General features: G+C 68.7%; 23 protein-coding genes. 10 read left to right on the forward strand and 13 right to left on the reverse strand.

Annotated features, from left to right (window positions below):
- Nucleotides 1–348, forward strand: a complete 348-nt coding sequence (locus DM194_RS27075) for a hypothetical protein (protein ID WP_109156566.1) — start codon at nt 1–3, stop codon at nt 346–348.
- 37 nt (nt 349–385) lie between these two features.
- Here the strand turns inward: DM194_RS27075 and DM194_RS27080 are convergent, their stop codons facing one another.
- Both DM194_RS27080 and DM194_RS27085 read right to left on the reverse strand, forming a co-directional pair.
- Nucleotides 386–1,195 (reverse strand): transglutaminase-like domain-containing protein, encoded by an 810-nt coding sequence (locus tag DM194_RS27080; protein ID WP_111070736.1) that lies wholly within the window; start codon nt 1,193–1,195, stop codon nt 386–388.
- Nucleotides 1,196–1,535: 340 nt separating this feature from the next.
- Nucleotides 1,536–1,916, reverse strand: coding sequence for a response regulator (locus tag DM194_RS27085; RefSeq protein ID WP_111070737.1), 381 nt, complete (start codon nt 1,914–1,916; stop codon nt 1,536–1,538).
- Between the two features lie 439 nt (nt 1,917–2,355).
- Here DM194_RS27085 and DM194_RS28370 point away from each other — a divergent pair, with 439 nt between their 5' ends.
- Nucleotides 2,356–2,685: a hypothetical protein gene (locus DM194_RS28370; RefSeq protein ID WP_146205395.1), complete on the forward strand. Its 330-nt coding sequence runs from the start codon at nt 2,356–2,358 to the stop codon at nt 2,683–2,685.
- Between the two features lie 117 nt (nt 2,686–2,802).
- On the opposite strand, the gene DM194_RS27090 is transcribed toward DM194_RS28370, so the two are convergent.
- Nucleotides 2,803–3,510 carry a DUF1403 family protein gene (locus DM194_RS27090; protein ID WP_111070738.1) on the reverse strand — a complete coding sequence of 236 codons (708 nt, stop codon included), beginning with the start codon at nt 3,508–3,510 and terminating at the stop codon, nt 2,803–2,805.
- 500 nt (nt 3,511–4,010) lie between these two features.
- Between DM194_RS27090 and DM194_RS27095 the strand changes: the two genes are divergently transcribed.
- Nucleotides 4,011–5,111, forward strand: coding sequence for a linear amide C-N hydrolase (locus DM194_RS27095; RefSeq protein ID WP_111070739.1), 1,101 nt, complete (start codon nt 4,011–4,013; stop codon nt 5,109–5,111).
- Nucleotides 5,112–5,251: 140 nt separating this feature from the next.
- Nucleotides 5,252–6,283 (forward strand): tyrosine-type recombinase/integrase, encoded by a 1,032-nt coding sequence (locus tag DM194_RS27100; protein ID WP_111070740.1) that lies wholly within the window; start codon nt 5,252–5,254, stop codon nt 6,281–6,283.
- A gap of 128 nt (nt 6,284–6,411) precedes the next feature.
- Here the strand turns inward: DM194_RS27100 and DM194_RS27105 are convergent, their stop codons facing one another.
- The 7 genes from DM194_RS27105 to DM194_RS29025 all read right to left on the reverse strand — a co-directional run bounded on the left by DM194_RS27105 (nt 6,412) and on the right by DM194_RS29025 (nt 14,779).
- A complete protein-coding gene (locus tag DM194_RS27105; protein WP_111070741.1) occupies nt 6,412–7,110 on the reverse strand; it encodes a response regulator in 699 nt (232 codons plus the stop codon).
- On the reverse strand, nt 7,107–9,857 hold the full coding sequence (locus DM194_RS27110; protein WP_111070742.1) for a sensor histidine kinase: 2,751 nt from the start codon (nt 9,855–9,857) through the stop codon (nt 7,107–7,109). Before DM194_RS27110 ends, DM194_RS27105 begins: the two co-directional genes overlap by 4 nt.
- A 222-nt stretch (nt 9,858–10,079) precedes the next feature.
- The gene (gene kdpC / locus DM194_RS27115; protein ID WP_111070743.1) at nt 10,080–10,667 is read right to left on the reverse strand and encodes a potassium-transporting ATPase subunit KdpC; all 588 of its coding nucleotides are present in this window, start codon (nt 10,665–10,667) and stop codon (nt 10,080–10,082) included.
- A gap of 13 nt (nt 10,668–10,680) precedes the next feature.
- Entirely contained in the window at nt 10,681–12,816 is a 2,136-nt protein-coding gene (gene kdpB, locus DM194_RS27120; RefSeq protein ID WP_111070744.1) for a potassium-transporting ATPase subunit KdpB, read from the reverse strand.
- Between the two features lie 14 nt (nt 12,817–12,830).
- The gene (kdpA, locus tag DM194_RS27125) at nt 12,831–14,540 is read right to left on the reverse strand and encodes a potassium-transporting ATPase subunit KdpA (RefSeq protein ID WP_111070745.1); all 1,710 of its coding nucleotides are present in this window, start codon (nt 14,538–14,540) and stop codon (nt 12,831–12,833) included.
- A gap of 13 nt (nt 14,541–14,553) precedes the next feature.
- A complete protein-coding gene (locus DM194_RS27130) occupies nt 14,554–14,643 on the reverse strand; it encodes a K(+)-transporting ATPase subunit F (RefSeq protein ID WP_111070746.1) in 90 nt (29 codons plus the stop codon).
- Nucleotides 14,644–14,653: 10 nt separating this feature from the next.
- Nucleotides 14,654–14,779 carry a hypothetical protein gene (locus DM194_RS29025; RefSeq protein ID WP_281280356.1) on the reverse strand — a complete coding sequence of 42 codons (126 nt, stop codon included), beginning with the start codon at nt 14,777–14,779 and terminating at the stop codon, nt 14,654–14,656.
- 471 nt (nt 14,780–15,250) lie between these two features.
- Here DM194_RS29025 and aqpZ point away from each other — a divergent pair, with 471 nt between their 5' ends.
- Nucleotides 15,251–15,991: an aquaporin Z gene (gene aqpZ / locus DM194_RS27135; protein WP_111070747.1), complete on the forward strand. Its 741-nt coding sequence runs from the start codon at nt 15,251–15,253 to the stop codon at nt 15,989–15,991.
- 459 nt (nt 15,992–16,450) lie between these two features.
- On the opposite strand, the gene DM194_RS27140 is transcribed toward aqpZ, so the two are convergent.
- Entirely contained in the window at nt 16,451–17,656 is a 1,206-nt protein-coding gene (locus DM194_RS27140; protein ID WP_111070748.1) for a helix-turn-helix transcriptional regulator, read from the reverse strand.
- Nucleotides 17,657–17,865: 209 nt separating this feature from the next.
- Between DM194_RS27140 and DM194_RS27145 the strand changes: the two genes are divergently transcribed.
- From DM194_RS27145 to DM194_RS27155, 3 genes are all read left to right on the forward strand, one after another.
- The gene (locus DM194_RS27145) at nt 17,866–18,348 is read left to right on the forward strand and encodes a hypothetical protein (protein ID WP_111070749.1); all 483 of its coding nucleotides are present in this window, start codon (nt 17,866–17,868) and stop codon (nt 18,346–18,348) included.
- A 209-nt stretch (nt 18,349–18,557) separates the two neighbouring features.
- Nucleotides 18,558–19,151: a D-glycero-alpha-D-manno-heptose-1,7-bisphosphate 7-phosphatase gene (locus DM194_RS27150; protein WP_342792462.1), complete on the forward strand. Its 594-nt coding sequence runs from the start codon at nt 18,558–18,560 to the stop codon at nt 19,149–19,151.
- A 355-nt stretch (nt 19,152–19,506) separates the two neighbouring features.
- On the forward strand, nt 19,507–20,670 hold the full coding sequence (locus tag DM194_RS27155) for an acyltransferase family protein (RefSeq protein WP_111070751.1): 1,164 nt from the start codon (nt 19,507–19,509) through the stop codon (nt 20,668–20,670).
- A 28-nt stretch (nt 20,671–20,698) separates the two neighbouring features.
- Here the strand turns inward: DM194_RS27155 and DM194_RS27160 are convergent, their stop codons facing one another.
- Nucleotides 20,699–21,187: a DUF411 domain-containing protein gene (locus DM194_RS27160; protein ID WP_111070752.1), complete on the reverse strand. Its 489-nt coding sequence runs from the start codon at nt 21,185–21,187 to the stop codon at nt 20,699–20,701.
- Nucleotides 21,188–21,227: 40 nt separating this feature from the next.
- Nucleotides 21,228–23,453, reverse strand: coding sequence for a heavy metal translocating P-type ATPase (locus DM194_RS27165; protein ID WP_111070832.1), 2,226 nt, complete (start codon nt 23,451–23,453; stop codon nt 21,228–21,230).
- A 102-nt stretch (nt 23,454–23,555) separates the two neighbouring features.
- On the opposite strand from DM194_RS27165, the gene DM194_RS27170 reads away from it, so the two are divergent.
- Entirely contained in the window at nt 23,556–24,008 is a 453-nt protein-coding gene (locus tag DM194_RS27170) for a MerR family transcriptional regulator (protein WP_111070753.1), read from the forward strand.
- Nucleotides 24,009–24,322: 314 nt separating this feature from the next.
- Nucleotides 24,323–26,533, forward strand: a complete 2,211-nt coding sequence (locus DM194_RS27175; RefSeq protein WP_111070754.1) for a hybrid sensor histidine kinase/response regulator — start codon at nt 24,323–24,325, stop codon at nt 26,531–26,533.
- Nucleotides 26,534–26,536: the final 3 nt, after the last annotated feature.

Below are 26,536 nucleotides of genomic sequence, written 5' to 3' on the forward strand. Positions count from 1 at the left end.
ATGAGCCTTGTGGCCCATTACATCGTGTCATTCCAAGCGGATGGCTGGTTCATCATGCTTGAAGGGGAGCGCTACGGCCCCTTTCTCGACGGTCAGGTCAGCGCCCTCATCGTCGCGGTACAGGCCGCCAACCATGCCGGAAAGGATGGGCACGATGCCCGTGTTCTGCTGCACACGAAGGACGGAGGCGTCTCCACCGCCTGGATCTTCGGCACCGACAGCTACCCGTCACCCTGGGTGGAGGAACTGCATCGGATCGCCTTGCTGCCGCGCCGGGAGCGTGCCCGCGCGTCTGTCCCTCCGGGTCCCTCGATGACGCTGGATGTTGCGGTCGCCGGTCAGGCGTGACCGGACGGCGATGCCCACGGGCAGAGGGGGTGGGGAATCAGGTGGCCACCTCATCCGTCCAGACCTGGAACTCCGTCAGCGTGTTGGGGCCGAAGGTGTGGGTGAGCGGCACGTCGGCCGCGTCGCGCCCCTGCGCGATCAGGGTGCGCCCGATCCGGGGGGCATTGTTCCGCGGGTCGAAGACATGCCAGCGGCCGCCCAGATACACCTCCATCCAGGCCGCGAAATCCATCGGCGCATAAGGCGGCGGCAGACCGATGTCGCTGATGTAGCCGGTGCAGTAGCGCGCGGGAATGTTCATCGCGCGGCAGAAGGCGATGGCGAGATGGGCGTAGTCGCGGCAGACCCCGCGCTTTTCGGCATAGGTCTGGGCGGCAGTCCGCGTCGGACGCGAATGCTCGTAGCCGAAGGTCACATGGCTGTGGACGAAGTCGCAGATCGCCTGAACCCGTGCCCAGCCCGGCGCGGTGCCCGAGAACAGCCGCCAAGCCTCATCCGACAGGACATCGGTCTCGCAATAGCGGCTGCCCAGCAGGAACAGCAGGGTGTCGGCCGGCAATTCATCGACACGGTGCTGGACGGCGCCGGGCTCGGCCGGATCCGGCACTCCACTGTCGCGGATGATGCTGTCGGCCCCGATGGTGACCAGGCCGGCGGGCGCCACCAGCCGGCTGCACCAGTTGCCGAAACTGTCGCGGTAGCCCTGGATCGGCACCGGAACGCTGGTGACGATATGGTCGGGACGCTCCAGGTCGCCGACGCGCATGTAATGCACGTTCAGCATCACGATCATCGGCGTGGGGGCGGGAAAGCTGAAATTCAACTGATAACCCAAGCGTATGCGCATGATGGCCTTCCGATGAAAAGACGTGCCGGTGACATACCGGTGCGTGTCGGCGCCGATCAGTAGCTGGAGGGAAAGGGGCAGGAATCCGGCTCTATGAGTGCGGACGTCCGGCCCCGGTTCCGGGATCGAAGGCTGACGCTGGGTGGTAACGGTCTCGCAACCGGAGCAACCGGCAGTTATGGTATCGAGTACAAGAGCGCGTTGAAGCGCTGTTGTGCCTTCTAGCTGTCAAGACAGAACTGTCTGCATCGTCGCGCCCGGTACACTCAAGGTCCTTTGACCGCGCTTGGTGATAGCTTCCGAAAGGTACGCCTGGGTCATCGCGCGGTTCCTGGTTTTTTCATCGATCAGTTGTCGTCTCCTGGCGGGGCAGGAGAGATCTGACGTGATGAACCAATGTGGAAAGACTGTAGGGCTTGCGCAGGACGATCAGCCGTCCCGGCACCTCCTGCGGAATGTATTCGCTGTAGCCGGTCATGATGATGACCGGCAACTCGGCGTTCCGACGCCGGATCATTCGGATCAGAGCCTCGCCGCCCATGACAGGCATCCGCATGTCGGTCAACAAAATGGCAGCAGGATCCTTTTCATCAACCTCCAGCGCCTGCACCCCATTTTGAGTGAGGGTGACCCGGTAGCCTTCAGCCTCGAGGAACTCTGCCAACGCTGTCGCCGTAAGATTTTCATCCTCGGCGATGAGAAGGTGAGGATGATTGAGCATGCTTCGATACCAACACACCCGGAATGATTTGGACAGCCATTAATGCTCATGTGCCGCTCTCAGAGCGGAAACCTGCATGGCTCTTTTGCTCCAGGAGCGCTTTATTGCAGCGGCAATGGCGACAACGTTGCCTTAGCGCGACCGGCGTGAAGCGTTTGCTTCAAACGATCTGCTGTAATATCATCCGACGGCAGGCCGTCACCGCGTCGCAAGACACTCCCTGGTCGCTGGGCTGACCACCGCCACGAAGACCGAGGAGTGCGCCGTTCCCGATCCAGGAAATGGCGATGCACCGCAGGGCAGGTTCCCTCCATGCAGCGGCACTTCCATACGCTTCGAAAGACGTATCGCACATGATTTCCATCACCCGGACGGAAATCACTCCATCATCACTTCGGAATGTCTAAAATATTGACCGCTCCAGATCGGCGTGAACACAATGCCGGAGAAGCCACTCATCTGCCGATTTTCGGTGAAACTCGACGGAGAGTTCCATACGGTCACGGCCTCTATTCATCTCGACGTCCCTACATTCGTGAGATTTGAGATGAATGCTCCATCAGGCAATTCCCCATCCATGGTTGTGGCCATGTGGAGTGACGGGCAATGGAATGTCTTCGAGGGTGATCGAAGTGCCGACCCACGGCACCTGCTGGCCATCACCCTGGCCTTCGGCACAATGACCTTTGGTCCTCCTGGCGGTGATTGGCTGCTTGTTCGGGATCTCCTGATCAACCTCACCCAGTCGGCTGTGGTTCATTACCGCTGACGGGCGCCGGTGGCGATGCCAGGACTGCGCACCCCGAGCATCAGGCTCATAAACTCGTGGATCGTCGGTCTGCAATTGAAAGGTTTCCCCAAGAAAAATCCTTTTCATTACAGTGGCCTACGACTGCAACCCGATCGACTCAGCCTGACCGGGGCACTTATTTTGACGCCCAAATCTTGCAAAGAAAATTTTCAAAAGAAAGCGACAGCGCCCCTGCGGCAGGCCGAGGCCGACCAGCGGCAGGCCGTGGGGCCAGCCGAGCCAGCGGGCAAGGACGAGGTCGGCCGCCCACACCGCGAGGGCGTCGCGGCCGGGACGGACCGCCAGCACCGCCTGGAGGGCGGCCGCCGCCGCGGCGAGCGGACAGGGGCGGTCGGCAGCGGCGGCGAGCGCCTGGGCAAGCTCATCCGGCAGGCCGCCGCTGCGGGCGCCCAACCCGGCGATCAGGCTGGGGAGGTCGCTCCAACGGGGCCCCGGCGGACCGGCGGCCAGCCAGAGAGAAGCGCCCAGCACCGGACCCGCCGGACCCGCCGGCGCCCCCGGAGTGACGGCGACGAGATCGCGTAGCGCCGCCTCGTCCTCGGGGCGTCCGCTGCGGGCGACGGCCGCCGCCGCCGCCGTGAGGGCCAGACGGTCGGCCCAGGCGCCGGCATACGGGACCGCGGCGGTGACCGCGGCATCGAGCACGGCGAGGGCGGCGCCGGTCTGGGCGGGTCCGGCGGGGACGGCCCGATCCGTTCCACCGCGCTCGACGAGACAGCGGGTCGCCCAAGCGGGGAGGTGCAGCGGGAGGACGGCGATGGGCGAGGGCTCAGGCGGCATCATCGATCAGGACGGGAAGAGGGCCGGCCGGGGACGGGTTGTCCTGACACCGGCCGGGCGGGCGGCGGCGCTTATCGGGTTCTATAGCACAGGAAAGCGCCGGGGCTAAGGGAGAGCCGCTCATGTCCGATAAGCTTCCCTTATCGGACATGAGCGGCGGAAGCCGCGCCGCATCGGATGCAGATGAGGTCGGCGCGCCAGATGTCGGTTGCCGGCGCGGGTGGCGAGCCATCGGTCGCGGGTCGGACCACGGTGTCTCCCGGCACGGCTCGTCGATCGGGCGCATCAGCGCCAAGTTCAACGCACCCCGTGCTTGACCATCCGCTGCGACGCTGTGAGCGCCCCCGGATCGCCTCCGGCGCCGCCTTCCCCTTAAGCTCTGCCGAATACCGCTTCCAATTCCCCGCCATAGGCTCGTCCTTTCCGTCGGGCGAACCAAGCTTATCCAAATTCCCTGAAAACGAGGGCCTTATCAGGGTCCCCTCTACGGCAGAACCACAGCAATGGTCAAGCTGGTGAGAATGCTGTCGGAACCTTACATCGATCCTGAATTCAAAGGACAAAGGACCTTTGCCATGAAAAGCAGAGTGGGTCGTGTTGCCGCACTTGGGCTTGTCGCCGCTTTCTTTGCAACAACACTGGCCGATGATGCATCGGCCTGCTCCCGTATCCTGTCGAATACGAATGGTCAAGCCAATGTCGTGGCCCGGACCATGGATCTGTACCGCTCGGATGCTGCGAAGATGGTCGTCTATCCGCGCGGATTGGAGAGGGTTTCGAAGACCGGGGACGGCAAGCCCTTCACCTGGGCGTCGAAACTGGGAAGCGTGGCCGTCACGTCGTTTGGAGCCGCGGCAAGCGACGGCATGAATGAAAAGGGGCTCGTGGCGAACCTGCTCTATCTTGGCGACACCCGATACGAGCCGCGTGACAGCCGGCCCGGACTGTCGAACCTGCTGTGGGCCCAATACGTGCTCGACAACTTTGCTTCCGTCAAGGAAGCGGTGGAAGGGTTGAAGGACGTTCAGATCGTTCCCGTTGCACTCGATGGCAAGCAATGGCCGCTTCACCTCGCGATATCGGATGCGGAGGGGGATTCAGCGATTGTCGAGTTCGTCGACGGCAGGATGGTCGTTCATCAGGGCAAAGAGTTTACCGTGATGACCAACGAGCCGCCGCTGGAGACTCAGCTCAAGAACCTGCGGAATTACAAGTCTTTCGGCGGCTTGAGGCCGATGCCGGGCGATATCGATCCGGAAAGCCGGTTTGTCCGGGCCGCTTCGTATTTGAAGACGTTGCCGCCAGCCAGGAGCGTGCCGGAAGCCATCGCCGGCGCTCAATCCATTGCCCGCACCGTAGCCGTCCCGCCGGGTGCCAAAGACACTTCCGGCGGCGGTGCCGAGGATGCATGGCCGACGCTGTGGTTCACGCTGGCTGACTCGACCAACAAGACCTACTTCTTCCACTCCGCCAGTTCTCCCAACCTCTACTGGGTTGATCTCACGAAGATCGACTTCGGGTCGAAAGCAAGCGAACGGGCCATCGACGCGTATGACCGGGCCCTTGTCGGGGACATCACGCAGCGCCTCACCAACGTCCCTTGAAGGAGCGGCCCTCAGGCTCGTGCTTCCGTGTGCGTTCTCGGCATCCGGTCAACACTGTTGCTGCGGGGCCAAGTGTTTGGACATCAACGTTTCGCGGGTTAAGCTCGTTGAGAAGACCGACACCGGATGCCCGCTCGGCCATGGCCTCAGACACCGCCCCCGTTCCCGCCCTTTCCCAGAACCAAGCGCTCGACCACCTGTCGGAGCTGGCCGACAAGGCCCGCGCCTATGCCCGCAACGCCAAGGCCGGGAACACGCAGCGCGCCTACGCCGCCGACTGGCGCCACTACAGCGCCTGGTGTCTGCGCCGCGGCGTTCCTCCAACGCCACCCAACCCACAGGCGATCGGCCTCTACCTCGCCGATCTCGCTTCCGAGACCTCACCGGCGGGCCGGCGCTCCCGAAGCGCGGCGACGGTCGAGCGCCGGCTGTCCGGACTCGCCTGGAGCTTCCGCCAGCGGGGCTGCCCGCTCGACCGCGGCGACCGCCACATCAAGGAGGTGCTGGCCGGCATCCGCCGCAGCCACGGCCGCCCGCCCGTCCGGAAGGAGGCGCTGCTCGCAGCCGACCTGCTGCGCATGCTCGGCTGCCTGCCCGGCGATCTGCGCGGCGTGCGCGACCGCGCCATCCTGCTGCTCGGTTTTGCCGGCGGGCTGCGGCGCAGCGAGATCGTCGGTCTCGACCATGGCGCGGGGGAGACCGACGACGGCCGCGGCTGGGTCGAGGTGCTGGAGGGTGGGCTGGTCCTGCACATCCGCGGCAAGACCGGCTGGCGCGAGGTCGAGGTCGGGCCGGGAACCACGCCGCTGAGCTGCCCGGTGGCGGCGCTGAAGAGCTGGATGGAATTGGGCCGCATCGCCCATGGGCCGCTGTTCCGCCGCATCGCCCGCGACGGCAGGCGGGCCCTGACCGACCGGCTGTCCGACAAGCATGTCGCCCGCCTGGTGCAGGCGACGGCTCTTGCCGCCGGCATCCGCGGCGACCTGCCGGAGGGAGAGCGCCGTCAGCGCTTCGCCGGCCACTCCCTGCGCGCCGGGCTGGCCACCGCCGCCGAGGCGGAGGAACGCTTCGTCCAGCGCCATCTCGGTCATGCCTCGGCCGAGATGACCCGGCGCTACCAGCGCCGCCGCGACCGCTTCCGCATCAATCTCACCCGGGCCGCCGGCTTGTGACGCTTTTCATGTCATCGAGCGTAAAGCCTGATGTGTCAGGCTTTACGCTCGATGACATGATATGCAGGCCAAGGCTCGCAGATGCTCACCTTCGGCATGCGCCGGAACCAGCAACAGGCAGGCCGGTGTCAGTCCGGCGTGCGCAGCCGGTAGCCGACCCCCGTCTCGGTCAGGATGTGATGGGGCCGTTCCGGATCGGGTTCGATCTTCTGCCGCAGTTGCCGGATGTATATCCGCAGATACTGGATGTCGGTTTCACCACCCCACACCTCCTTGAGGATGAAGCGGTGGGTCAGCACCTTGCCGGCATGCGCCACCAGAAGCCGCAGCAGGTCGTATTCGCGCGGCGACAGCTTCACATCCTCCCCTTTCACGGTGACGATGCGGCGGACCAGATCGACCGTCAGGTCGCCGCTGCGGAACAGCGGCCGTTCCCCCTGCTGCTGCAGCTTGTGACGCATCGCGGTGCGGATGCGGGCCAGCAGTTCCTCGACCCCGAAAGGCTTGGTCACATAGTCGTCCGCCCCGAGATCGAGCGCCTCGACCTTGCCGGCCTCGTCCACCCGGCTGGACAGCACGATGATCGGCAGGGTCACGCCGCTCCCGCGCAGGCGCCGGATGACCTCCAGCCCATCGATGCCCGGCAAGCCGAGATCGAGGACCAGGAGATCGGGGGACCGCCGGCGCACGTCCTCGATGGCCTTGCTTCCGTCCTCCGCCTCGATGATGTCGTATCCCTGGGCAGACAGGCTGGTGCGCAGAAAGCGCCGGATGGGCGGTTCGTCGTCGACGACGAGCACGCGCAAGGGGATGGAGTCCGATTTCATGCGGCGGCTTCCTCTTCATATCCGGGCATATCGGCGGCCTTCGGGAGGGTCAGGGTGAAGACGGCGCCGCTCCGGTCGTGGCGGTTGCCGGCGGTGACCGTTCCCCCCATCGCCTCGACGAAGCCCCGGCAGATCGCCAGTCCCAGACCGGTGCCGGCGCGCTGCCGGTCCTGGGCGTGGACACGATAGAACTTGTCGAAGATCCGCTCCACATCCTCCGGCGGAATGCCGCCGCCCTCATCCAGCACCTCGATGCGGACCAGCCCGCCGTCCCGCCGCCCCCGCACCGTGATCCTCGACCCGGCCGGCGCATACTTGCCGGCATTGTCCAACAGATTGAACAGCGCCTGCTCGATCAGCACCGCGTCGATGTCCACCATCGGCAAGTCGGCGGGAAGGTCGACCTCCACCCGATGGCCGGCGAGGATGCGCGACACCCGCTCCAACGCGCTGCCGACCACCTCGGACAGGTCGACCGCACCGGTGCGCGGCCGGATGGCCCCCGACTCCAGCCGCGTCATATCCAGCAGGTTGGCGATGAAGCGGTTGAGGCGTTCCGCCTCCTCCTGGATCGTCGCGGCCAGGTCGCGCCGGCCGTCCTCGCCCATCATCGGGCCATAGCTGACGAGGCTGGTCGCCGAGCCGAGGATGGACGCCAGCGGCGTGCGCAGGTCGTGCGAGATCGACGTGAGCAGGGCCGAGCGCAGGCGCTCGGTTTCAGCGGCCAGCCTGCTCCGGTCGACATCCTCCGCCAGCGTCACCCGCTCGATCGCCAGGGCCGCCTGATCGATCAGGGCGTCGAGAAGCCGCCGCTGGTCGGGGGTCAGGAAGCCGTTCGTCCGCCCCTTGCCGCCGCCGGTATCGATGCCGACCACACCGACGGCGCCCCGCCCGGTGCGCATCGGCAGGAACAGCCACTTGGCGCCGGGCAGCGTGTCGGAGCCCTTGCCGGTCGGCCGGTTGTTTTCCCAGGCCCAGACCGCCGCCGCCAGATCGGCATCCCCGATGACGTCCTCCGGCGGATATCCGGCCCGGACCGCAACACCGCCTTCGCCGGGGCCGCCCCCATGGCCGCTCTCGGGCAGCAGCAGCACGACATGGACCTTCAGCATGGCGGCGATCTGATAGGCGGTGGCCCACAGCAGATCGTCCATGGTCACCACGCCGGCCAGCTTCCGGCTGAACCGGTAGAGATCCTCCGTCGTCTTGGCGCGCAGCCGCGCGGTCACCGCCTGGGCGCGGACACGGGCGGTCAGGTTGCTGGCGATCACCGAGACGACGGCGAAGATCAGCAGGGCTACGATGTTCTCGGGATCGGAAATGGTGAAGGTGTAGAGCGGCGGCAGGAAGAAGTAGTTGAAGGCCAGAACGCTGATGACGCTGGCATAGAGCGACGGCGCCAGCCCGCCGGTGACGGCGCTCGCCAGCACGGCGGTCAGGAAGACCAGCGCCATGTTGTTGAGGGCCAGCACCCGATGCAGCACATGGCCGGCGCCCAGCGCCGCCACGACATAGCCCGTGCTCGCGACATAGGGCCACCAGGAAAAGGCCCGCTGCCGGGATTCTTCCGTCCTGACCGTCTTGGCGGGAAGCGGGGCGCCGGAACCGGCGGCGATGACATGCACGCTGATGTCACCGGCTCGACGGATCAGACTGTGCGCCACGGAGCCGTGCAGCAGTTCGGACCAGCGCGGACGCGTGGATTTGGCGATCACGATGTGGGTGACGTTGTTGGCCCGTGCATAGCCGACGACGGTGTCGGCGACATCGCTGCCGGGCACGGTGACCGCCTCGCCGCCCAGCCGCTCGACCAGGCGCAGCGTGTCGGCGACGCGGTCCCGCTCGGCCTCGCTCAGGCGCAGCGCCCGGCTCGTTTCGACATGGATGGCGCCCCAGCGGGCGCGCAGCCGTTCGGCCTGGCGGCGGGCATAGCGCACCAGGGCGCCGCCGCCGGCGTCTTCATTGATGCAGACCAGCAGGCGCTCGCCGGCCGCCCAGGGCCCGGAAATCGCATGCGCCTGCATGTGCGTCAGCAGCTGCTCGTCGACACGGTCGGCGGTGCGCCGCAGCGCCAGCTCGCGCAGGGCCGTCAGGTTTCCGGGAGAGAAATAATGCCGGATCGCCCGCTCGGCCGTGCGCGGGACATAGACCTTTCCCTGCTGAAGGCGCTGGATCAGGTCGTCGGGCGCGATGTCGACGACCTCGATGTCGTCGGCCCGGTCGAGGATCGAGTCCGGCACCGTCTCGCGGACCCGGACACGGGTGATCTTGGCGACGACGTCGTTCAGGCTCTCGACATGCTGGATGTTCAGGGTGGTGTAGACGTCGATGCCGGCCGCCAGCAGTTCGTCGACGTCGAGATAGCGCTTGGGGTGGCGCCCGCCGGGGGCGTTGGTGTGGGCCAGTTCGTCGACAAGCACGATCTTCGGCCGGCGGGCGAGAATGCCGTCCAGGTCCATTTCGGTCAGGACATGGCCCTTATGCTCGACCGTGCGGCGCGGAACGGCCTCCAACCCGGCGACCAGCGCCTCGGTCTCACGCCGGCCATGGGTTTCCACCACCCCGATGACGATGTCGACGCCGTCGCGGCGCTTGGCCTGGGCGGTTTCCAGCATCTCGAAGGTCTTGCCGACGCCGGGGGCCGCGCCAAGAAAGATCTTGAGCCGGCCCTGCCCGTCCTTCACCGCCTGGCGCAGCAGCGCGTCGGGAGATGGCCGTCCGGTGCGGTCGCCGTGTTCGTCGGTCATGGCATCGCTCCCCTCCGGTTCCCGGCTTCCGCATCCTGGATCGGCATTTCCAGCCGATAGTCTCCAGCCGATAGTCTAAAGCGAATTCGCATTCGCTTTAGATTGATACGACCTCATTCGCCGGTCGGGCTTCGGCCGCATGAGCGGCCGGGGCCGCCGTCACGGCCGCCGCCGACCACCAGGATATGGGGACCGGTGTCGCGCATGCGGTCATCCACCCTCCTACCGGCCCGCCGCCGCCTTGCCGGCCGCCTGGTCCAGAGCGAGGTTCAGCGCCAGGACATTGACGGTCGGCTCGCCGAGGAAGCCGAGCGGGCGGGGCGCGGTGTTGTCGGCGACCAGCTTGCGCACGGCCTCCTCCGGCAGGCCGCGCGCCTTGGCGACGCGCGGCACCTGGAAGTCGGCGGCGGCCGGCGACAGGTCGGGGTCGAGGCCGCTGCCCGAGGCGGTCACCAGTTCCACCGGCACCGGGGTGCCGGGGTTTTCCGCCTTCAGCCTCCCGGCCTCGGCCTGCACCCGCTCGACCAGGGCCTTGTTGGTCGGGCCGAGGTTGGAGCCGCCGGAGCTTGCGGCGTTGTAGGGTGTCTCGGCGGTCGCCGACGGGCGCGGGTGGAAATAGCGGTCGGCGGCGAAGGCCTGGCCGATCAGTTCGGAGCCGATCACCGTGCCGTTCCGCTCGATCAGGCTGCCGTTGGCCTGATGCGGGAAGAGGCTTTGCGCGATGCCGGTGACGGCCAGCGGATAGGCGAGGCCGGTGACGGCCGCCAGGGCGACGGTCATCACCAGGGCGGGGCGCAGTTCCTTCAGCATGGTCGGAGTCCTCTCACACGAGCCCGAGGGCGGTGACGGCCAGGTCGATGGCCTTGATGCCGGCGAAGGGCACCAGCAGCCCGCCCAGCCCGTAGATCAGCAGGTTGCGGCGGAGCAGGGAAGCCGCCCAGACCGCGCGGTAGCGCACGCCGCGCAGGGCCAGCGGGATCAGCGCCACGATGATCAGCGCGTTGAAGACGATCGCGGACAGGATGGCGCTTTCCGGGCTGTGCAGGCCCATCACGTTCAGCGCCTGGAGCTGCGGGTAGAAGGCGAGGAACATGGCGGGGATGATGGCGAAATACTTCGCCACGTCGTTGGCGATGGAGAAGGTGGTGAGCGCGCCGCGGGTCATCAGCAGCTGCTTGCCGATCTCCACGATCTCGATCAGCTTGGTCGGGTCGCTGTCGAGGTCGACCATGTTGCCGGCCTCGCGCGCCGCCACCGTGCCGGTGTTCATCGCCACGCCGACATCGGCCTGGGCGAGCGCCGGGGCGTCGTTGGTGCCGTCGCCGCACATGGCGACCAGCTTGCCCTTCGCCTGCTCGTCGCGGATCAGCTGCAGCTTGGCTTCCGGCGTCGCCTGGGCGAGGAAATCGTCCACCCCGGCCTCGGCGGCGATGGCGGCGGCGGTCATCGGGTTGTCGCCGGTGATCATCACCGTGCGGATGCCCATCTGGCGCAGGGCGGCGAAGCGCTCGCGGATGCCGCCCTTGACGATGTCCTTCAGGTGGATGATGCCCAGCAGCCGGCCGTCGCGCGCCACCGCCAGCGGCGTGCCGCCGGCCTTGGACACCCGATCGGCGATGGCGAGGATCTCGCGCTCCACCGGGCCGACCGCCGGATGCAGGGCGGTCCCGAGGGGGATGGCGCCGCGCCCGCCGGCCGCCGAGACGCGCTGCGTCCCGGTGACGTAGGCCAGCACCGCATCCACCGCGCCTTTGCGGATCACCGTGTCCTCGGTATCGATTCCGCTGATGCGGGTCTGGGCGGTGAAGGGGACGAAATGGGCGTGCATCTCCTCCATCGCGCGGGCGCGGATGCCGTATTTCTGCTTGGCCAGCACGACGATGGAGCGGCCTTCCGGCGTCTCGTCGGCCAGCGAGGCGAGCTGCGCGGCGTCGGCCAGATCCTCCTCGCCGACGCCGGCGACCGGCAGGAACTCGGCGGCCTGCCGGTTGCCCAGCGTGATGGTGCCGGTCTTGTCGAGCAGCAGCGTGTCGACGTCGCCCGCCGCCTCCACCGCGCGGCCGGACATGGCGAGCACGTTGAAGCGGACCAGACGGTCCATGCCGGCGATGCCGATGGCCGACAGCAGCGCGCCGATGGTTGTCGGAATCAGGGTGACGAACAGCGCCGCCAGGACCAGCACGCCGACCGAGCCGCCGGCATAGGCGGCGAAGCTGGGGATGGACGCCACCACGATGACGAAGACGATGGTCAGCCCGGCCAGCAGGATGTTCAGCGCGATCTCGTTCGGCGTCTTCTGGCGCTGGGCGCCCTCCACCAGCGAGATCATGCGGTCGAGGAAGGTCGAGCCGGGGGCGGCGGTGATGCGCAGCTTGATGTGGTCGGAGAGCACCTGGGTGCCGCCGGTGACGGCGGAGCGGTCGCCGCCGCTCTCGCGGATGACGGGGGCGGATTCGCCGGTGATGGCGGCTTCGTTGACCGACGCCACGCCCTCGATCACCTCGCCGTCGGACGGGATGATCTCGCCGGCCTCGACCAGCACGAGGTCGCCGGGCTTGAGAGCGGTGGCGGGCACCATGCGGACGGCGCCGTTCTCCAGCTTCCTGGCGGTGGTCTCGGCGCGGGTCTTGCGCAGGCTGGCGGCCTGGGCCTTGCCGCGGCCTTCCGCCACCGCCTCGGCGAAGTTGGCGAAGAGCAGGGTGAACCACAGCCAGACGACGATCTGGACGGCGAAGCCGCTCACCCCGGCGCCGGTCAGCGCGTCGCGCAGGACCAGCAGCGTGGTCAGCGCCGCCACCACCTCGACGCAGAACATCACCGGGTTGCGGATCATCTGGCGCGGGTCGAGCTTGGCGAACGAACCGCCGATGGCCGGCAGCAGGATGGCGGGATCGAGCAGGGTGCTGGCCGCCGATCTGGCCGGTGCGCCCCGGCCGGACCGTTTGCTTTTGACGTTCATGGGAGCGTCCCCGATCAGAAGAGGGTGCCGGCGTTCAGCGCCAGATGCTCTACCACCGGGCCGAGGGCGAGAGCCGGGAAGAAGGTGAGGCCGCCGACGATCAGGATGACGCCGACCAGCAGCCCGACGAACAGCCCGTCATGGGTGGGGAAGGTGCCGGCCGATGCCGTTGCCCGCGTCTTGGATGCCAGCGAGCCGGCGATCGCCACCATCGGCACGATGACCAGGAAACGGCCGACCAGCATGGCGATGGCGATGGTGACGTTGTACCAGGGCGTGTTGCCGGCGAGCCCGCCGAAGGCGCTGCCGTTGTTGGCGGCACCGGAGACATAGGCGTAGAGCGCCTCGGAGAAGCCGTGCGGGCCGGGGTTCGCCATCGACGCGGTGCCGGTGTCGAGCACCACGGCGGCGGCGGTGAGGCCCAGCATCATCAGCGGCAGGCAGAGGATGGCGAGCATGGTCATCTTGACCTCCTTCGCCTCCAGCTTCTTGCCGAGATACTCCGGCGTGCGGCCGACCATCAGCCCGGCGACGAACAGCGCGACGATGGCGAACAGCAGCATGCCGTAGAGGCCGGCGCCGACGCCGCCGACGATGATCTCGCCCAGCATCATGTTGATCATCGGCACCATGCCGCCCAAGGGCATGAAGCTGTCATGCATGGCGTTCACCGCGCCGCAGGAGGCGGCGGTGGTGACGGTGGCGAACAGGGCGGACGCGGCGATGCCGAAGCGGGCCTCCTTGCCCTCCATGTTGCCGGCGATGCCGTCGATGCCGAAGGCGGCGAAGGCGGGGTTGCCCTGGGCCTCCGCCCAATAGGCGACGGAGACGCCGACGGCGAAGAGCAGGCCCATGGCGGCCAGGATCGCCCAGCCCTGCCGCTCGTCGCCGACCATGCGGCCGAACAGGTTGGTCAGCCCGGCGCCGATCGCGAAGATCGACAGCATCTGGACGAGGTTGGTCAGGGCGTTGGGGTTCTCGAAGGGATGGGCGGAGTTGGCGTTGAAGAAGCCGCCGCCGTTGGTGCCCAGCATCTTGATCGCCTCCTGCGAGGCGACGGGGCCGAGCGCGATGGTCTGACCGGCGCCCTCCAGCGTGGCGGCGTCCACCGCGCCGGCCAGCGTCTGCGGCACGCCCTGCCACACCAGGAACAGCGCATAGACGAGGCAGATCGGCAGCAGGACGTAGAGCGTGGCGCGGGTCAGGTCGACCCAGAAATTGCCGATGGTGCGGGCCGACGCGCGGGCGAAGCCGCGGACCAGCGCGACGGCGAGCGCGATGCCGGCGGCGGCCGAGACGTAATTGTGGAAGGTCAGCCCGGCCATCTGGACCAGATGGCCCATGGTGGTCTCGCCGCCGTAATTCTGCCAGTTGGTGTTGGTGGTGAAGCTGGCCGCCGTGTTGAAGGCGAGGTCGGCCGGCACCGCCGCCATGCCCTGCGGGTTCAGCGGCAGAACGGCCTGGAGCCGCTGCAGGGCGTAGAGCAGCAGCATGCCGGCGGCGCTGAACAGCAGCATCGACACGGCGTAGCTCACCCAATGCTGTTCGGTGCGCTCGTCCACGCCGGCCAGCCTGTAGAGACCGCGTTCGACGGGTCCGACGATGGGGGAGAGCAGCGTGCGCTCGCCGGTGAAGACGCGCGTCATGAAGCCGCCCAGGGGCCGCGTCACCGCGACGACCAGGGCGATGAAGACCAGGATCTGGATCCAGCCGTTGACGGTCATGGGATGGGACTCCTCAGAACCGTTCGGGCCGGACCAGGGCATAGACCAGATAGGCCAGCAGCCCGACGGTCACGAGGCCGGCCAACGCGTAATCGAGGATCATCGCCGCCTCCTCACAGCCGGTCGCAGGCGTGGACATAGGCCACCGCCGCGGCGAAGAAGCCGACGGTGAGCGCCAGGAACAGAAGGTCGAGCATGGTTCGGGTCTCCGGGGTTGCCTTCCCCTTGGCCCCGGTCATCGCGCCGGCTCAGCGCCGGGGGGATAAGCTGGATCAAGCGGAACGGGGCCGGACCTCTCCCGCGCGGTCATCGACAAGGAAGGCGGGCGGGGAAAACTCCAGCCCGGCAAGGGTGCGCCGGAGCCGCGTATAGATTCGATGGGGGGCGGCGATGCCCGAAAATATACGCGCCATATATTTCGTCAGCCTGTCGGAGCCGTCGGTCCGTCGGTCCGTCGGGCGACGGAGCGACCGGCGGCCCTGAAGTTCGCGTGGCCGCCGCGCGATCCTCATGCGGCGGGCGGAAGTCGCAGATGGAGGCGGACAGGGGCTGGCGGCCTGCCGGCCCCCGTCTTTCCACCCCTTTCCTGTTCTTCTGCCATAACCTCCTGTCCGAACGCGCGGACTCCCTGCCGTCGGGGCGGATTTATGCTCGTCGTCTTACCGGCGTCCGCCGGCCTTCGGGAACCCTGACAGCAGTGAGGGGACGACATGAATATGGTTCGGCGCAGTTCCGCTGAATTTCTCGGGACATTCTGGCTGGTCTTCGGCGGCTGCGGCAGCGCCGTGCTCGCCGCCGCCTTCCCGGAGGTCGGGATCGGACTGCTCGGCGTCTCCTTCGCCTTCGGCCTCACCGTCCTGACCATGGCCTATTCCATCGGCCACATCTCCGGCTGCCACCTGAACCCGGCGGTGACGGTCGGGCTGTGGGCAGGGGGGCGGTTTCCGGCCAAGGACATCCTGCCCTATGTGCTGGCCCAGGTGGTCGGAGGCTTCGCGGCGGCCCTGGTCCTCTATTTCATCGCCACCGGCAAGGCCGACTACAGCCTGGCCGTCAACGGCCTCGCGGCCAACGGGTATGGTGCGCATTCGCCCGGCCAGTACAGCATCACCTCGGCCATGGTGATCGAGCCGTTGCTGACCTTCTTCTTCGTGCTGGTGATCCTCGGCTCCACCGACCGGCGGGCGCCGGCCGGCTTCGCGCCGCTGGCCATCGGCTTGGCGCTCACCCTCATCCACCTGATCAGCATCCCGGTCACCAACACCTCGGTGAACCCGGCACGCAGCACCGGCCCGGCGCTGGTGGTCGGCGGATGGGCGCTGCAGCAGCTCTGGCTCTTCTGGGTCGCCCCGCTGGTCGGCGGCCTGGTGAGCGGACTGGCCTACCGCGCGCTTGCCGAGGACATGCCGACGAAGCCCGCCATCACCGGCGAGGCGGAAAGCTCCACCTGATCCGCAGCGGCGGGCCGGTTCGCCGGGACCGGCCCCGGATGCCGCCCGTCCTTCATGCCCTGGCCCCCCTGGATCCTCTGAATCCCCCATGCCCCGCCGATGTCCCAACGCCGCCGCGCCGCCGACTGCTATTCAGGCAGGAAAGACGGCGCAAAAGGCGTACCCATGCGGCAATTCGACCCCGATTCCAATCCGATGACCGATGCCGATTACGGCATCGTGCTGGGCCTGTTCATCGGCATCTATCTCGGCCTCCTGCTGGTGTCGGCCCTGCCATAGGGCGCCTCTCATATCATCGAGCGTAAAGTCTGACACATCAGACTTTACGCTCGCCCTCAGACGGCGGGCGCGGCCGTCCGGCCGCTTGCCTTCGCAGGCATGGGCCTGCGGGGCCGCAGTCGCGGCCTTTACCTCCGAGCATAAGTCAGGACTTACGCTCGGCGGTATCACCCCCGCCGTTCATGTCCCGGTCTCCGGCAGCATCAGGCAGCGGTTGACCAGGTTCATCAGCTCGCTCTGGCGGGTGGTTCCGGTCTTGGTGAAGATGCTGCGCAGCTGGCTGCGCACCGTGCTGATCGCGACGCCGCGGCGGCCGCCGCTTTCCGCCGGGGTCAGGTCGGCCAGCAGGTCGGCGACCAGCCGGGCTTCCACCGGCGTCAGGCCGAACAGGGCGCCCAGCCGGGCCTGCAGCCCCGGCGCCACGGCGGCCGGGTCGACGATGTAGACGGCGGCCCGGGTCCGCTCGCCGCCGCCATACGGCTCCGCCGCCTCGTGCGACAGCGGAAGGACGGTCAGCAGATAGGGCGCCCGGCCGGAGGGGCGCGACACCCGGAGGTCGGCTCCCTGCAGGCCGAGGAGTGAATGCGCGGTTCCGGCCCGGCCGGCCGCTCTTCCACCGCCCGACAGCGACGCCTCCAGCATATGCGCCAGCCGGCGGGCGTCGCCCCCCTGTTCCGCCTGCAGGCGGCCCTGCACGATCCGCAGCCCGTCGCGCGCGTCGATCATCGCCTGTCCGGCCCGGTTCACGGCGACCGTCCGCCCGGCGGCGTCGAGCAGGACGACCCCCATCGGCAGGCCGTCGATCATGCGGGCGCTCCAGGCGGTCTCCTCCTCCCGGCCGTCCCGGCGCGCCCACAGCCGGACGCGCAGCCGCATCGCGCGCTGAAGATGGGGGGCGCAGTCCTGCAGGAGCCGCACCGTCTCCTCGGGGAAGGGCGGCCTGTCGGCGGAGCGGAACAGGCTCAGCACCGGCTGCATCGGCGTCAGCTCCCCGCCGTCGGCCAGCGAGACGGAGCACAGCCGCCCCATCCCCTCCCGCTTCAGCATGTCGTTGAAGATCATCGAGCGGTGGAGGTCCGCCTCGGCCACCAACTCCTCGCCGCGGCGAACCACGCAGCAATCCAGCAGGCCCTGCGCCGCCGCCGCGTTGGCCCAGAGGTCGCGATGGCGGAAATGGGTCGCGTAATCGCCGAACAGCGCATCGGAGATGTTGTGGCGCGCCCATAGCGCCATGGTCCGGGCATCCTGGGTGGGCGCCGCCGTGAACAGGAAGCCGTGCGTGGCGTCGGCCGACGCGCAGAGCCGCTCCAGGACTCCTCCCCAGCGCTCGGGGAATGTCACCGTGTCGTAGATGTCCTCGATCAGCCGGTCATCCAATTGACCCATGGGAGAACTCCACCCTCGTTGAACAATTTCCCGTTTTCAATCACCGCCCCTCAAGGCCAATCGGTTGCATACTACCATCGGACGAAGGTTCTTCCGTCATGTGAAGGATGCGGATCGCCGGGATTTTCCTCAAAAGTCGTTGATGTGGGAGTCCCCGCTGAAAACAGGAGCCGCCCAAAACAGGAGCCGCCGAAACCGGAGCCACCGCCATGATCGTCGCCATGACCGATGGCCGCACGCCGTCATCGCCCACCGCAAGGCCGGTCCCCCGCGCGGAAGGCCGGGTGCGCTGGGCGCTGGTCGCCGACCGCAACTCCCTGCTGCGCGAGGGGCTGCGGCTTTACCTGGAGACACTGGAATGGCGGGCCGTGGCGGTCGGCACCATGGGCGAAGGGCTGGAGTTGCTGGCGCCCACGACCATTCCATCTCCAAGGATCGTTCCCGACCTGATCGTGCTGGGGGAGACGGAGCGCCGGGGGACGGTTACGCCCTGGCCGCCGGCTCTCGACCGGCTGGCGGCGATCCGGGGCACGGCGCGCCCTGTCCTGCTGTCCATCGTGGCATCGAACCATGACCTGATGCTCCGGGCGCGCGATCTCGGCTTCGACACCATCCACGTCGACCTGGCGCCTTTGAACCTGGACGTTCTGCTGCTGGGCTGCGTGCGCCGGATCGAAGGAGGACGGAACTGACGGGGCGATGATGGATCAGATATGTTTTCATGAAATCATGGCATATTGTCTTGTGCTGTTCTGATGATCGTCCGGGCGGTGGATAGGCGGTGAACTGGCTTTGTGACGAGATGCGGGCTGACAAGACACTGGTTGACAAGACGCTTGGGCAGGCGGCTTTTCGACCCGGCCGGACCACCGGACCGACTGCTTTCTGCGAGGAGCTGCGCATGCCCGACGACATCGCCCCGGCCCGGAGCGCCGCTGCCGGCGACGGCCGCCGCAGGGCCGCCTTCTTCGACCGCGACGGCGTGCTGAACGAGGACATCGGCTTCGCGCACCGCCCCGACCAGATCACCTGGATGCCGGGGGCCAGGGAGGCGGTGAAGCGGCTGAACGATGCCGGCTTCCTGGTGTTCGTCGTCACCAACCAGGGCGGGGTCGCCCGCGGCCTCTACGGCGAGGAGCATGTGCGCACGCTGCATCGCTGGATGCAGGAGGAACTGCGCGCCGCCGGCGCCCATGTCGACGCCTTCTATCACTGCCCGCACCATCCCGATCACGGCGAGCCGCCCTACCGCACCGACTGCCGCTGCCGCAAGCCGGAGCCGGGGATGCTGCTGCGGGCGATGGCGGAGTGGCCGGTGGAGCCGCGGGGCAGCTTCCTGATCGGCGACCGCGAGACCGACGTCCAGGCGGCGCAGCGGGCGGGCATCGAGGGCACGCTCTACCGCGGCGGCAATCTCGACGCCCTGGTCGCCGGCATCCTCGCCCGCTCCGAAGTCTGCTCCGGGAGCGGCGCTGAGGTCGAGGCCATCCGCTGACACAGCCACGCCTCAAGCCGGGGAGCCAGCCACCGCCAGCCGGACGACGAGCACATCACTGATTCCGGTTGTTTTTCCCCCATCCGCAGCACGGCGGGCGGGATGGGAAAGCCAAAGGCAGAACCATGGCGGCCCATTTATCCCGGCGGCCATGGAGCATCTGCCGTCGGGCCATGACAGAGAACCACCTGTACGAGAGGTGGAACGACATAGAACGTCTTAGATAGGCGCGGCGATCCTTTGGAATAAACCTCCCGCGTCCTTCCGGTCATGCGCAATCAGTCGTAGGCTTTTCTATCCCCTGCAAGCAGATTTTCCAAGAAGCGCCTTTGAACAGAAAACCCGGAGGCTCCCTATGCGGTTCCCGGTACTCGACGGATGGCGCGGTCTTTGCGCGTTATGCGTGGCCCTATATCATTTGCACACACTCAATCATCTCCACCTTTTCGGCTTCGTGCGCGGCAGTTACCTTTTTGTTGATTTCTTTTTTGTTCTGAGTGGTTTCGTCATCATCCACGCCTATTCCGGCCGCCTCGGCGGGTCGGCGGAGGCAAGGGCCTTCCTGGTCCGCCGCTTCGGCCGGGTCTGGCCGTTGCATGCCGCGGTGCTGCTGGCCTTCGTGGCGCTGGAAAGCATGAAGGCATTTTCCGGACCGGCGGCGGGAAATGCCGCCTTCACCGGCGCCTTCGCCCCGTCGGCCCTGGTCAGCAACCTGGCGCTGGTCCATGCGCTGGGGGTGGAGGACCAATGGACCTGGAACATCCCGAGCTGGTCGATCAGCGCGGAGTTCTTCGTCTACATCACCTTCGCCATCCTGTTCCTGGCCTTGCGGCGGACGCGGATGCTGATCGCGGCGATGGTGGCGCTTGCCGCCCTCGGCGCCGGCGTGGTGATGGGGCTCTCGGCCAACCACATCGACACCAGCATCGACTACGGCTATTTCCGCTGCCTCTACGGCTTCTTCACCGGCTGTATCGTCTATCGGCTGTATCAGGCGGTCGGCGACAGGCGGCTGTCCCGCCATGCCGGCGGGCTGGCCGAGGCGGCTGCGCTGCTGGCGGTGATCGTCTTCGTCTCGGCGGCGGGGAGCAACGCCCTGTCGCTGGCGGCGCCGCTGCTGTTCGGACTGGTGGTGCTGGTGTTCGCCTTCGAAGCCGGGCCGGTCTCCCGCCTGCTGGCGACATCCCCCTTCCAGCGGCTGGGCGCCTGGTCCTACTCGATCTACATGGTGCATGCCCTGGTGATCGCCGTGCTGCAGAAGGGCACGATGGTGGCGCAGGGGATCGTCGGCCGGCCGCTGTTCGTCGAACGCCAGATCGGCGGCGAGACCGACCGGCTGATCGCCTTCGGCAATGCCTGGGTGATGGATCTGTTCGGCGTCGGCTATCTGCTGGCGGTGATCGGCCTGTCGGCCCTGACCTACCGCTTCGTCGAGTTGCCGGGGCAGGCCATGGTCAACGGCCTGCTTGTCCGCTCGCGCAAGGCCGCGCCGGCCAACCCGGTGGCGGAGGCGGCGTGAGCGCCGCCTCTTCCCGGCCCTGTCGGCATCAATGGCGGGCGAAGACCTGCGGCCCGCCGGCACCGCCGAACAGCACGACCTGATAGGGCTGGCCGGTGCCCATGTCCATGCCGGGGGCGTCCTGCGGCATGCCGGGCGCCGACAGCCCGCGGGCCATGGGCCGTTCTGTCAGCAGGCGCTTCACGTCGGCCGCCGGCACATGGCCTTCCACCACATAGCCGCCGACCCGCGCCGTGTGGCAGGATTCCAACTCCTCCGGGACCCCGGCGGCCCGCCGCACCGGCGTCATGTCATCGACGGTATGGACGGTGACGTCGAATCCGGCCGCGCGCATGTGCCGCACCCAGCCGTCGCAGCATTCGCAGCCCGCCGACTTCCAGACCTCCACCGCCGCAGCCCCGGCGGGAGCGGGAGAGGGGGCGGCGCGGACCATGTCCGGCAGCGCCACGGCTCCGAGGCCGAGCGTCAGGACGGCGGCAGCCGTCCCCCACACCATCGTCCGCCGCGTCATCATCATCGGAAATCTCCAAATCAAATCAGTTTCTTGCGTCATCCGTTCACGACCGGACGGACAAAAGCCTCAGGGCATTCGCGGTGACCAGCACGGTGGCGCCGGTGTCCGCCAGGATCGCGGGCCAGAGCCCGGTGACGCCAAGAACGGTGGTTGCCAGGAACACCGTCTTCAACCCCAGGGCCAATGCGATGTTCTGACGTATATTGGCCATGGTGCGGCGTGACAACGCCACCATCGCCGCCACGTCGCCGACCCGGCCGTGCAGGATGGCGGCGTCGGCCGTCTCCAGCGCCACGTCGGTGCCGCCGCCCATCGCGATGCCGACATCGGCGGCGGCGAGCGCCGGGGCGTCGTTGATGCCGTCGCCGACCTTCGCCACCCGCTGCCCGCCGGCCTGAAGGTCGCGGACGATGCGCAGCTTGTCCTCCGGCAGCAGCTGGGCATGCGCCTCCACCCCCAGCAGGCCGGCGACCGCCCCGGCGATCTGGGCGGTGTCGCCGGTGACCATCAGCGAGCGGATGCCGGCGCGGTCCAGCGCCTCGATGCCCTGGCGGGCGTCGGCGCGCGGCTCGTCGCGCAGCGCGATCACCCCGGCGGCCTGTCCGTCCACCAGCAGGACCGAGACCGTCTTGCCCGCCTGCGCCAGGGCCGCGACCCGCTCCGCCTGTTCCGCGCTCAGGGACGGGGCGGCGGCGTTGGGCGACAGCAACGCCACCGCAAGCCCCCCGACCCGGCCCTGCAGCCCGGCGCCGGGCAGGGCGGCGACCTCGTCCGCCGCCGGCGGGGCGATGCCGCGCTCCGCCGCCGCGGCCAGGATGGCACGGGCCAGCGGGTGGCTCGACCCGGCCTCCAGCGCCGCGGCGGCGGCCAGCAGCTCCGCCTCGCTCCCGCCGCCCCCGCCACCGCGCAAAGGGATCAGGTCGGTGACGCGGGGCTTGCCCTCCGTCAGGGTGCCGGTCTTGTCGAAGGCGACGGTGGTGATGCGGCCGAGCGCCTCCAGCACCGCGCCGCCCTTCAGCAGCAGGCCGCGCCGGGCGCCGTTGGACAGGCCGGCCGCGATGGCCGCCGGGGTGGAGATCACCAGCGCGCAGGGGCAGCCGATCAGCAGGACCGCCAGGGCGCGGTAGATCCACTCGGTCCAGCCGCCGCCAAACACCAGCGGCGGCACCACGGCGACCAGCACCGCCACCGCGACGATGCCCGGCGTATAGAAGCGGGCGAAGCGGTCGATCAGCCGCTCGGTCGGGGCCTTGCTCTCCTGCGCCTCCTCCACCAGCCGGACGGTGCGGGCGATGGTGTTGTCGCGCGCCGCGGCGGTGACGCGGACGCGCAGCGCGCCGTCGGCGTTGATGGTGCCGGCGAAGACCGGATCGCCCGCGCCCTTGGGCTTCGGCACGCTCTCCCCGGTGACGGGGGATTCGTCGACGGCGCTGCTGCCGGACAGCACGATGCCGTCGGCCGCCACCCGGTCGCCGGGGCGGACCAGGATGACGGAGCCGACCGCCAGCCCGGCGGCGGGAACCGCCTGCGGGGCGGCCCCGTCCCGCACCAGCAGGGCGGTGTCGGGAACCAGCGCCGTCAGGCCGCGGATGCCCGCCCGCGCCCGGCCGGCCGCCACCCCTTCCAGCAATTCGCCGACCAGGAAGAGGACCAGGACCGTCGCCGCCTCCTCCACCGCGCCGATGACGAGCGCGCCGACGCCCGCGACCGTCATCAGCGTCTCGATCGAGAAGGGCGTGCCGGCCCGCGCCGCCGCCAGGGCGCGCCGCGCCACCGGGACCAGCCCGACCATCAGCGCCAGCGGGAAGGCCCAGCGCTCCGTCTCCGGCACCAGCAGGCCGACAAGCGTCGCGGCGGCGAGCGCGGCACCGGCCGCCAGCGTCAGCACCGCCTTGCGCCCGCGCCACCAGGGCCCCTCGGCCGGATCGGCATGGGAGTGGGAATGAGTATGGGCATGGGCGGCGTCGGAGTGGCCATGCCCGCAGCCGCCCCCGCCGCAGGCCGGCGCCGCGGCCTCCGCCGCCGGATCGGCGGGGGCGGCGCCATAGCCGAGGGCGGACAGCGGCCGGACCACGGCGTCGCTCCCCAGCGCCGCCTCGTGGGCGATGGTCACCGTTCCGCCCGGCACCGACACCCGCACCTCCCGGATGCCCGGCACCCGGCGCAAGGCGGTCTCGATCTTGGCGGCGCAGGATCCGCAATCCATGCCGGAAACCCGGTAGCGGCTGGTGCGCAAGGTCACATCCCCGACCCGGCCCCCGTCCTTCATTCCATGCATGATGAAGCTCCTCGATCCTGGTGCGTTGTCGGCAGCGTCGCATGAGGCTAAAATCTCCAGCGACTGGAGGATCAAGAGGGAAAAAGAACCGCCATGCCCAACCCGGCCCCCACCTCGGCCCCCAAATCGGTCCTGGCCATCGGCGCGCTCGCCAAGCGGGCCGGCGTGAAGATCCCGACCATCCGCTATTACGAGAGCATCGGCCTGCTGCCGGAGGCGCCGCGCACCGGCAGCAACCGGCGCACCTACGACGAGGCGTCGGTCGGCCGCCTGCGCTTCATCCGCCATGCCCGCGAGCTGGGCTTCGAGGTCGAGGCGATCCGCCAGCTCCTGACCCTGGCCGACGATCCGTCCCGGCCCTGCCGCGAGGCCGACCTGCTGGCCCGCGCCCATCTGGCCGAGATCGAGTCCAGGATCACCCGGCTGGAGGCCCTGCGCGACGAGGTGCGGCGGATGGTGGAGGGCTGCGACCAGGGCGAGGTGCGCAGATGCCACGTGATCGAGGTGCTGGCCGACCACGCCCACTGCCTGCACGACCGGCACTGAAAGACGGCAGAGGAAGACACGGGCGGAAGGCGGCGGCGGAAGGCGGCAGCGGGAGCCATCGGGGCAAAGCGTCGCAGCATTAGGCCGGGCTCTATGACCTGGAGCCGGTTGCCCGGCCGATGGGGGTGTCTATAGTCGTGCCCGTGCAGTGTCGAACCCTTCCTCGCCTCCGGCCAGGCGGGCGCCGAATCCCGCACGGGGGCGGCACGGAGGGGAGCGGATCGTCATGGCGACGGTAACGGGGACATGACCGGGACAAGACGGCCTGGACAGAGGGCGGGAACGGTGGTGGCGGTGGACTTGAGGCGGGCATCATGCTGCGGCTTCTGAAGACGAACCGTCCGCTTCAGCGCATCGGGGCGCTTGGCTTGGCCGTGCTGGCGGCGCTGTGCGGCGGCACCGCGGTGATCCTGGACCGGCTGCATGACGAGACGGTGGCCGAATCCATGCTGGGCCTGCGCACGCTCAACGCCTCGATGGCGGAGCAGACGGCGCGCAGCCTCGAAGGCATCGACCTGACCGTCGAGGGCGTCGCCGAGCAGATCCCGGCCGAATACCGGCGCAGCCCCGAGGCCTTCAAGCGGCTGCGGACGGATCGGCAGCTGCATGAAATCCTGAAGGCCAAGGCCTCCAGCCTGCCCCAGATGGAGGCGCTGAGCCTGATCGCCGCCGACGGCACCCTGGTCAACTTCACCCGCCATTTCCCGGCCCCGGCGCTCGACCTCTCCCAGCGCGACTATTACCTCGCGCTCAAGGACGCCGATCCGGGCCGCGCCTATCTCAGCCGGCCGACGAAGAGCTTCGTCACCCAGGAATGGACGCTCTACATCGCCCGCCGCGTCAACGACCCGAACGGCGGGCTGGTCGGGCTGGCCGTCGCGGCCATCCGCCTGTCCTATTTCGAGCAGTTCTACCGCAGCCTCCATGTTGCGCCGGGCAGCGGCTTCAGCCTGTGGTGGCGCGACGGCATGCTGCTGGCGCGGTTCCCGGCGGTGCCCGACAAGATCGGGACCATCACCCCCGATCCCGAGATCGAGAGGCAGCTCGCCCAGGTCGGGTTCGGCACCTCCACCCTGGAGCGCTCGGTCGACGGCAAGGACCGCATCCTGTCCTTCCAGGAGCTGCGCAGCTACCCGCTGGTCGTCGCCGTCAGCCGGACGCGGGGGGAAATTCTGGCCCGTTGGGAAAGCCAGGCAATGGTCATCGCCGCCGCCGGGCTGGTCAGCACGGTGGCCCTCGCCCTGATGCTGTGGGCGATGGCGCGCCAGTTCCTCGCCTACGAGACCGCCAACCGCGCGCTCAGCGAGCGCCGGCAGGCGGTCGAGGCCCGCGACGAGGCGGAGGAGCATGTCCGCCAGCTGCAGAAGATGGAGGCGCTGGGCCAGCTGACCGGCGGGGTGGCCCACGACTTCAACAACCTGCTGCAGGCGGTGCGCTCCGGCCTGCATCTGCTGGAGGCCGGCGGCGAGATCCGGAGGACGGAGACCCGGCGGGCGCTGGAGGTCGCAAGCCAGGCGGTCGACCGCGGCGCCACCCTGACCCAGCATCTGCTGGCCTTCGCCCGCCGCCAGCGGCTGGCCCCAGCCCCGGTCGATCTCGGCGCCCAGGTGGAGGGGATGGCCACGCTGCTGGAACGCACGCTGGGCGGCGCCATCCGCATCCGCATCGACCGGGACGCCGCCGTGCCGCCCGCCCTGGTCGATCCCCACCAGTTCGACATCGCCCTGCTGAACCTCGCCATCAACGCCCGCGACGCCATGCCGGACGGCGGCACCCTGACCATCGCCGTCACCAGCCTGTCGGTGAAGGACAAGGCGGCGGAGGAGGGTATTTCACCCGCCCTGGCGCCCGGCGGCTATGTCGCCGTGACCGTGCGCGACAGCGGGGCCGGCATGCCGGCGGACGTGCTGGCGCGGGCCTGCGAACCCTTCTTCACCACCAAGCCGGTGGGGCAGGGCAGCGGGCTGGGGCTGAGCATGGTGCATGGCCTGACCGCCCAGTCCGGCGGCGGCATGCGCCTGGAAAGCCATCTCGGGCTTGGCACCGCCGTCACCCTGTACCTGCCCCATGCCCCGGTCGATTCTCCGGCCGAAACGCCTGCCGAAACGCCGGCCCAAACGCCAGCCGAAGGCGTTTCCGCCGCCGAACCGCCGCCCCTGCCGGCCGAACCCGCCCGCGTCCTGCTGGTGGAGGACGACGCCCTGGTCCGCATGGCGAACGCCGCGGTGCTGGCCGAGGCGGGAATGACGGTGACGGAGGCCGCCACCGGCGAGGAAGCCATGGCCCTGCTCGAGGAGGATGACCGCATCGGCATCCTGGTCACCGACTTCGCCATGCCCGGCATGACCGGCGCCGATCTGACCCGCCTCGCCCGCCGCCACCGCCCCGATCTGCCGGTCCTGATCGTCACCGGCTATGCCGAGAAGGCGGTGCTGCAGGATTTGGGCGCCGAACCCGGCATCCGCATCCTGTCCAAGCCCATCCCGCCCTCTGCGCTGATCGGACACATCACGACGGCGCTGTAGGCG

Origin of the sequence: Azospirillum ramasamyi, from assembly GCF_003233655.1 — a bacterium.
Lineage (GTDB): Bacteria > Pseudomonadota > Alphaproteobacteria > Azospirillales > Azospirillaceae > Azospirillum > Azospirillum ramasamyi.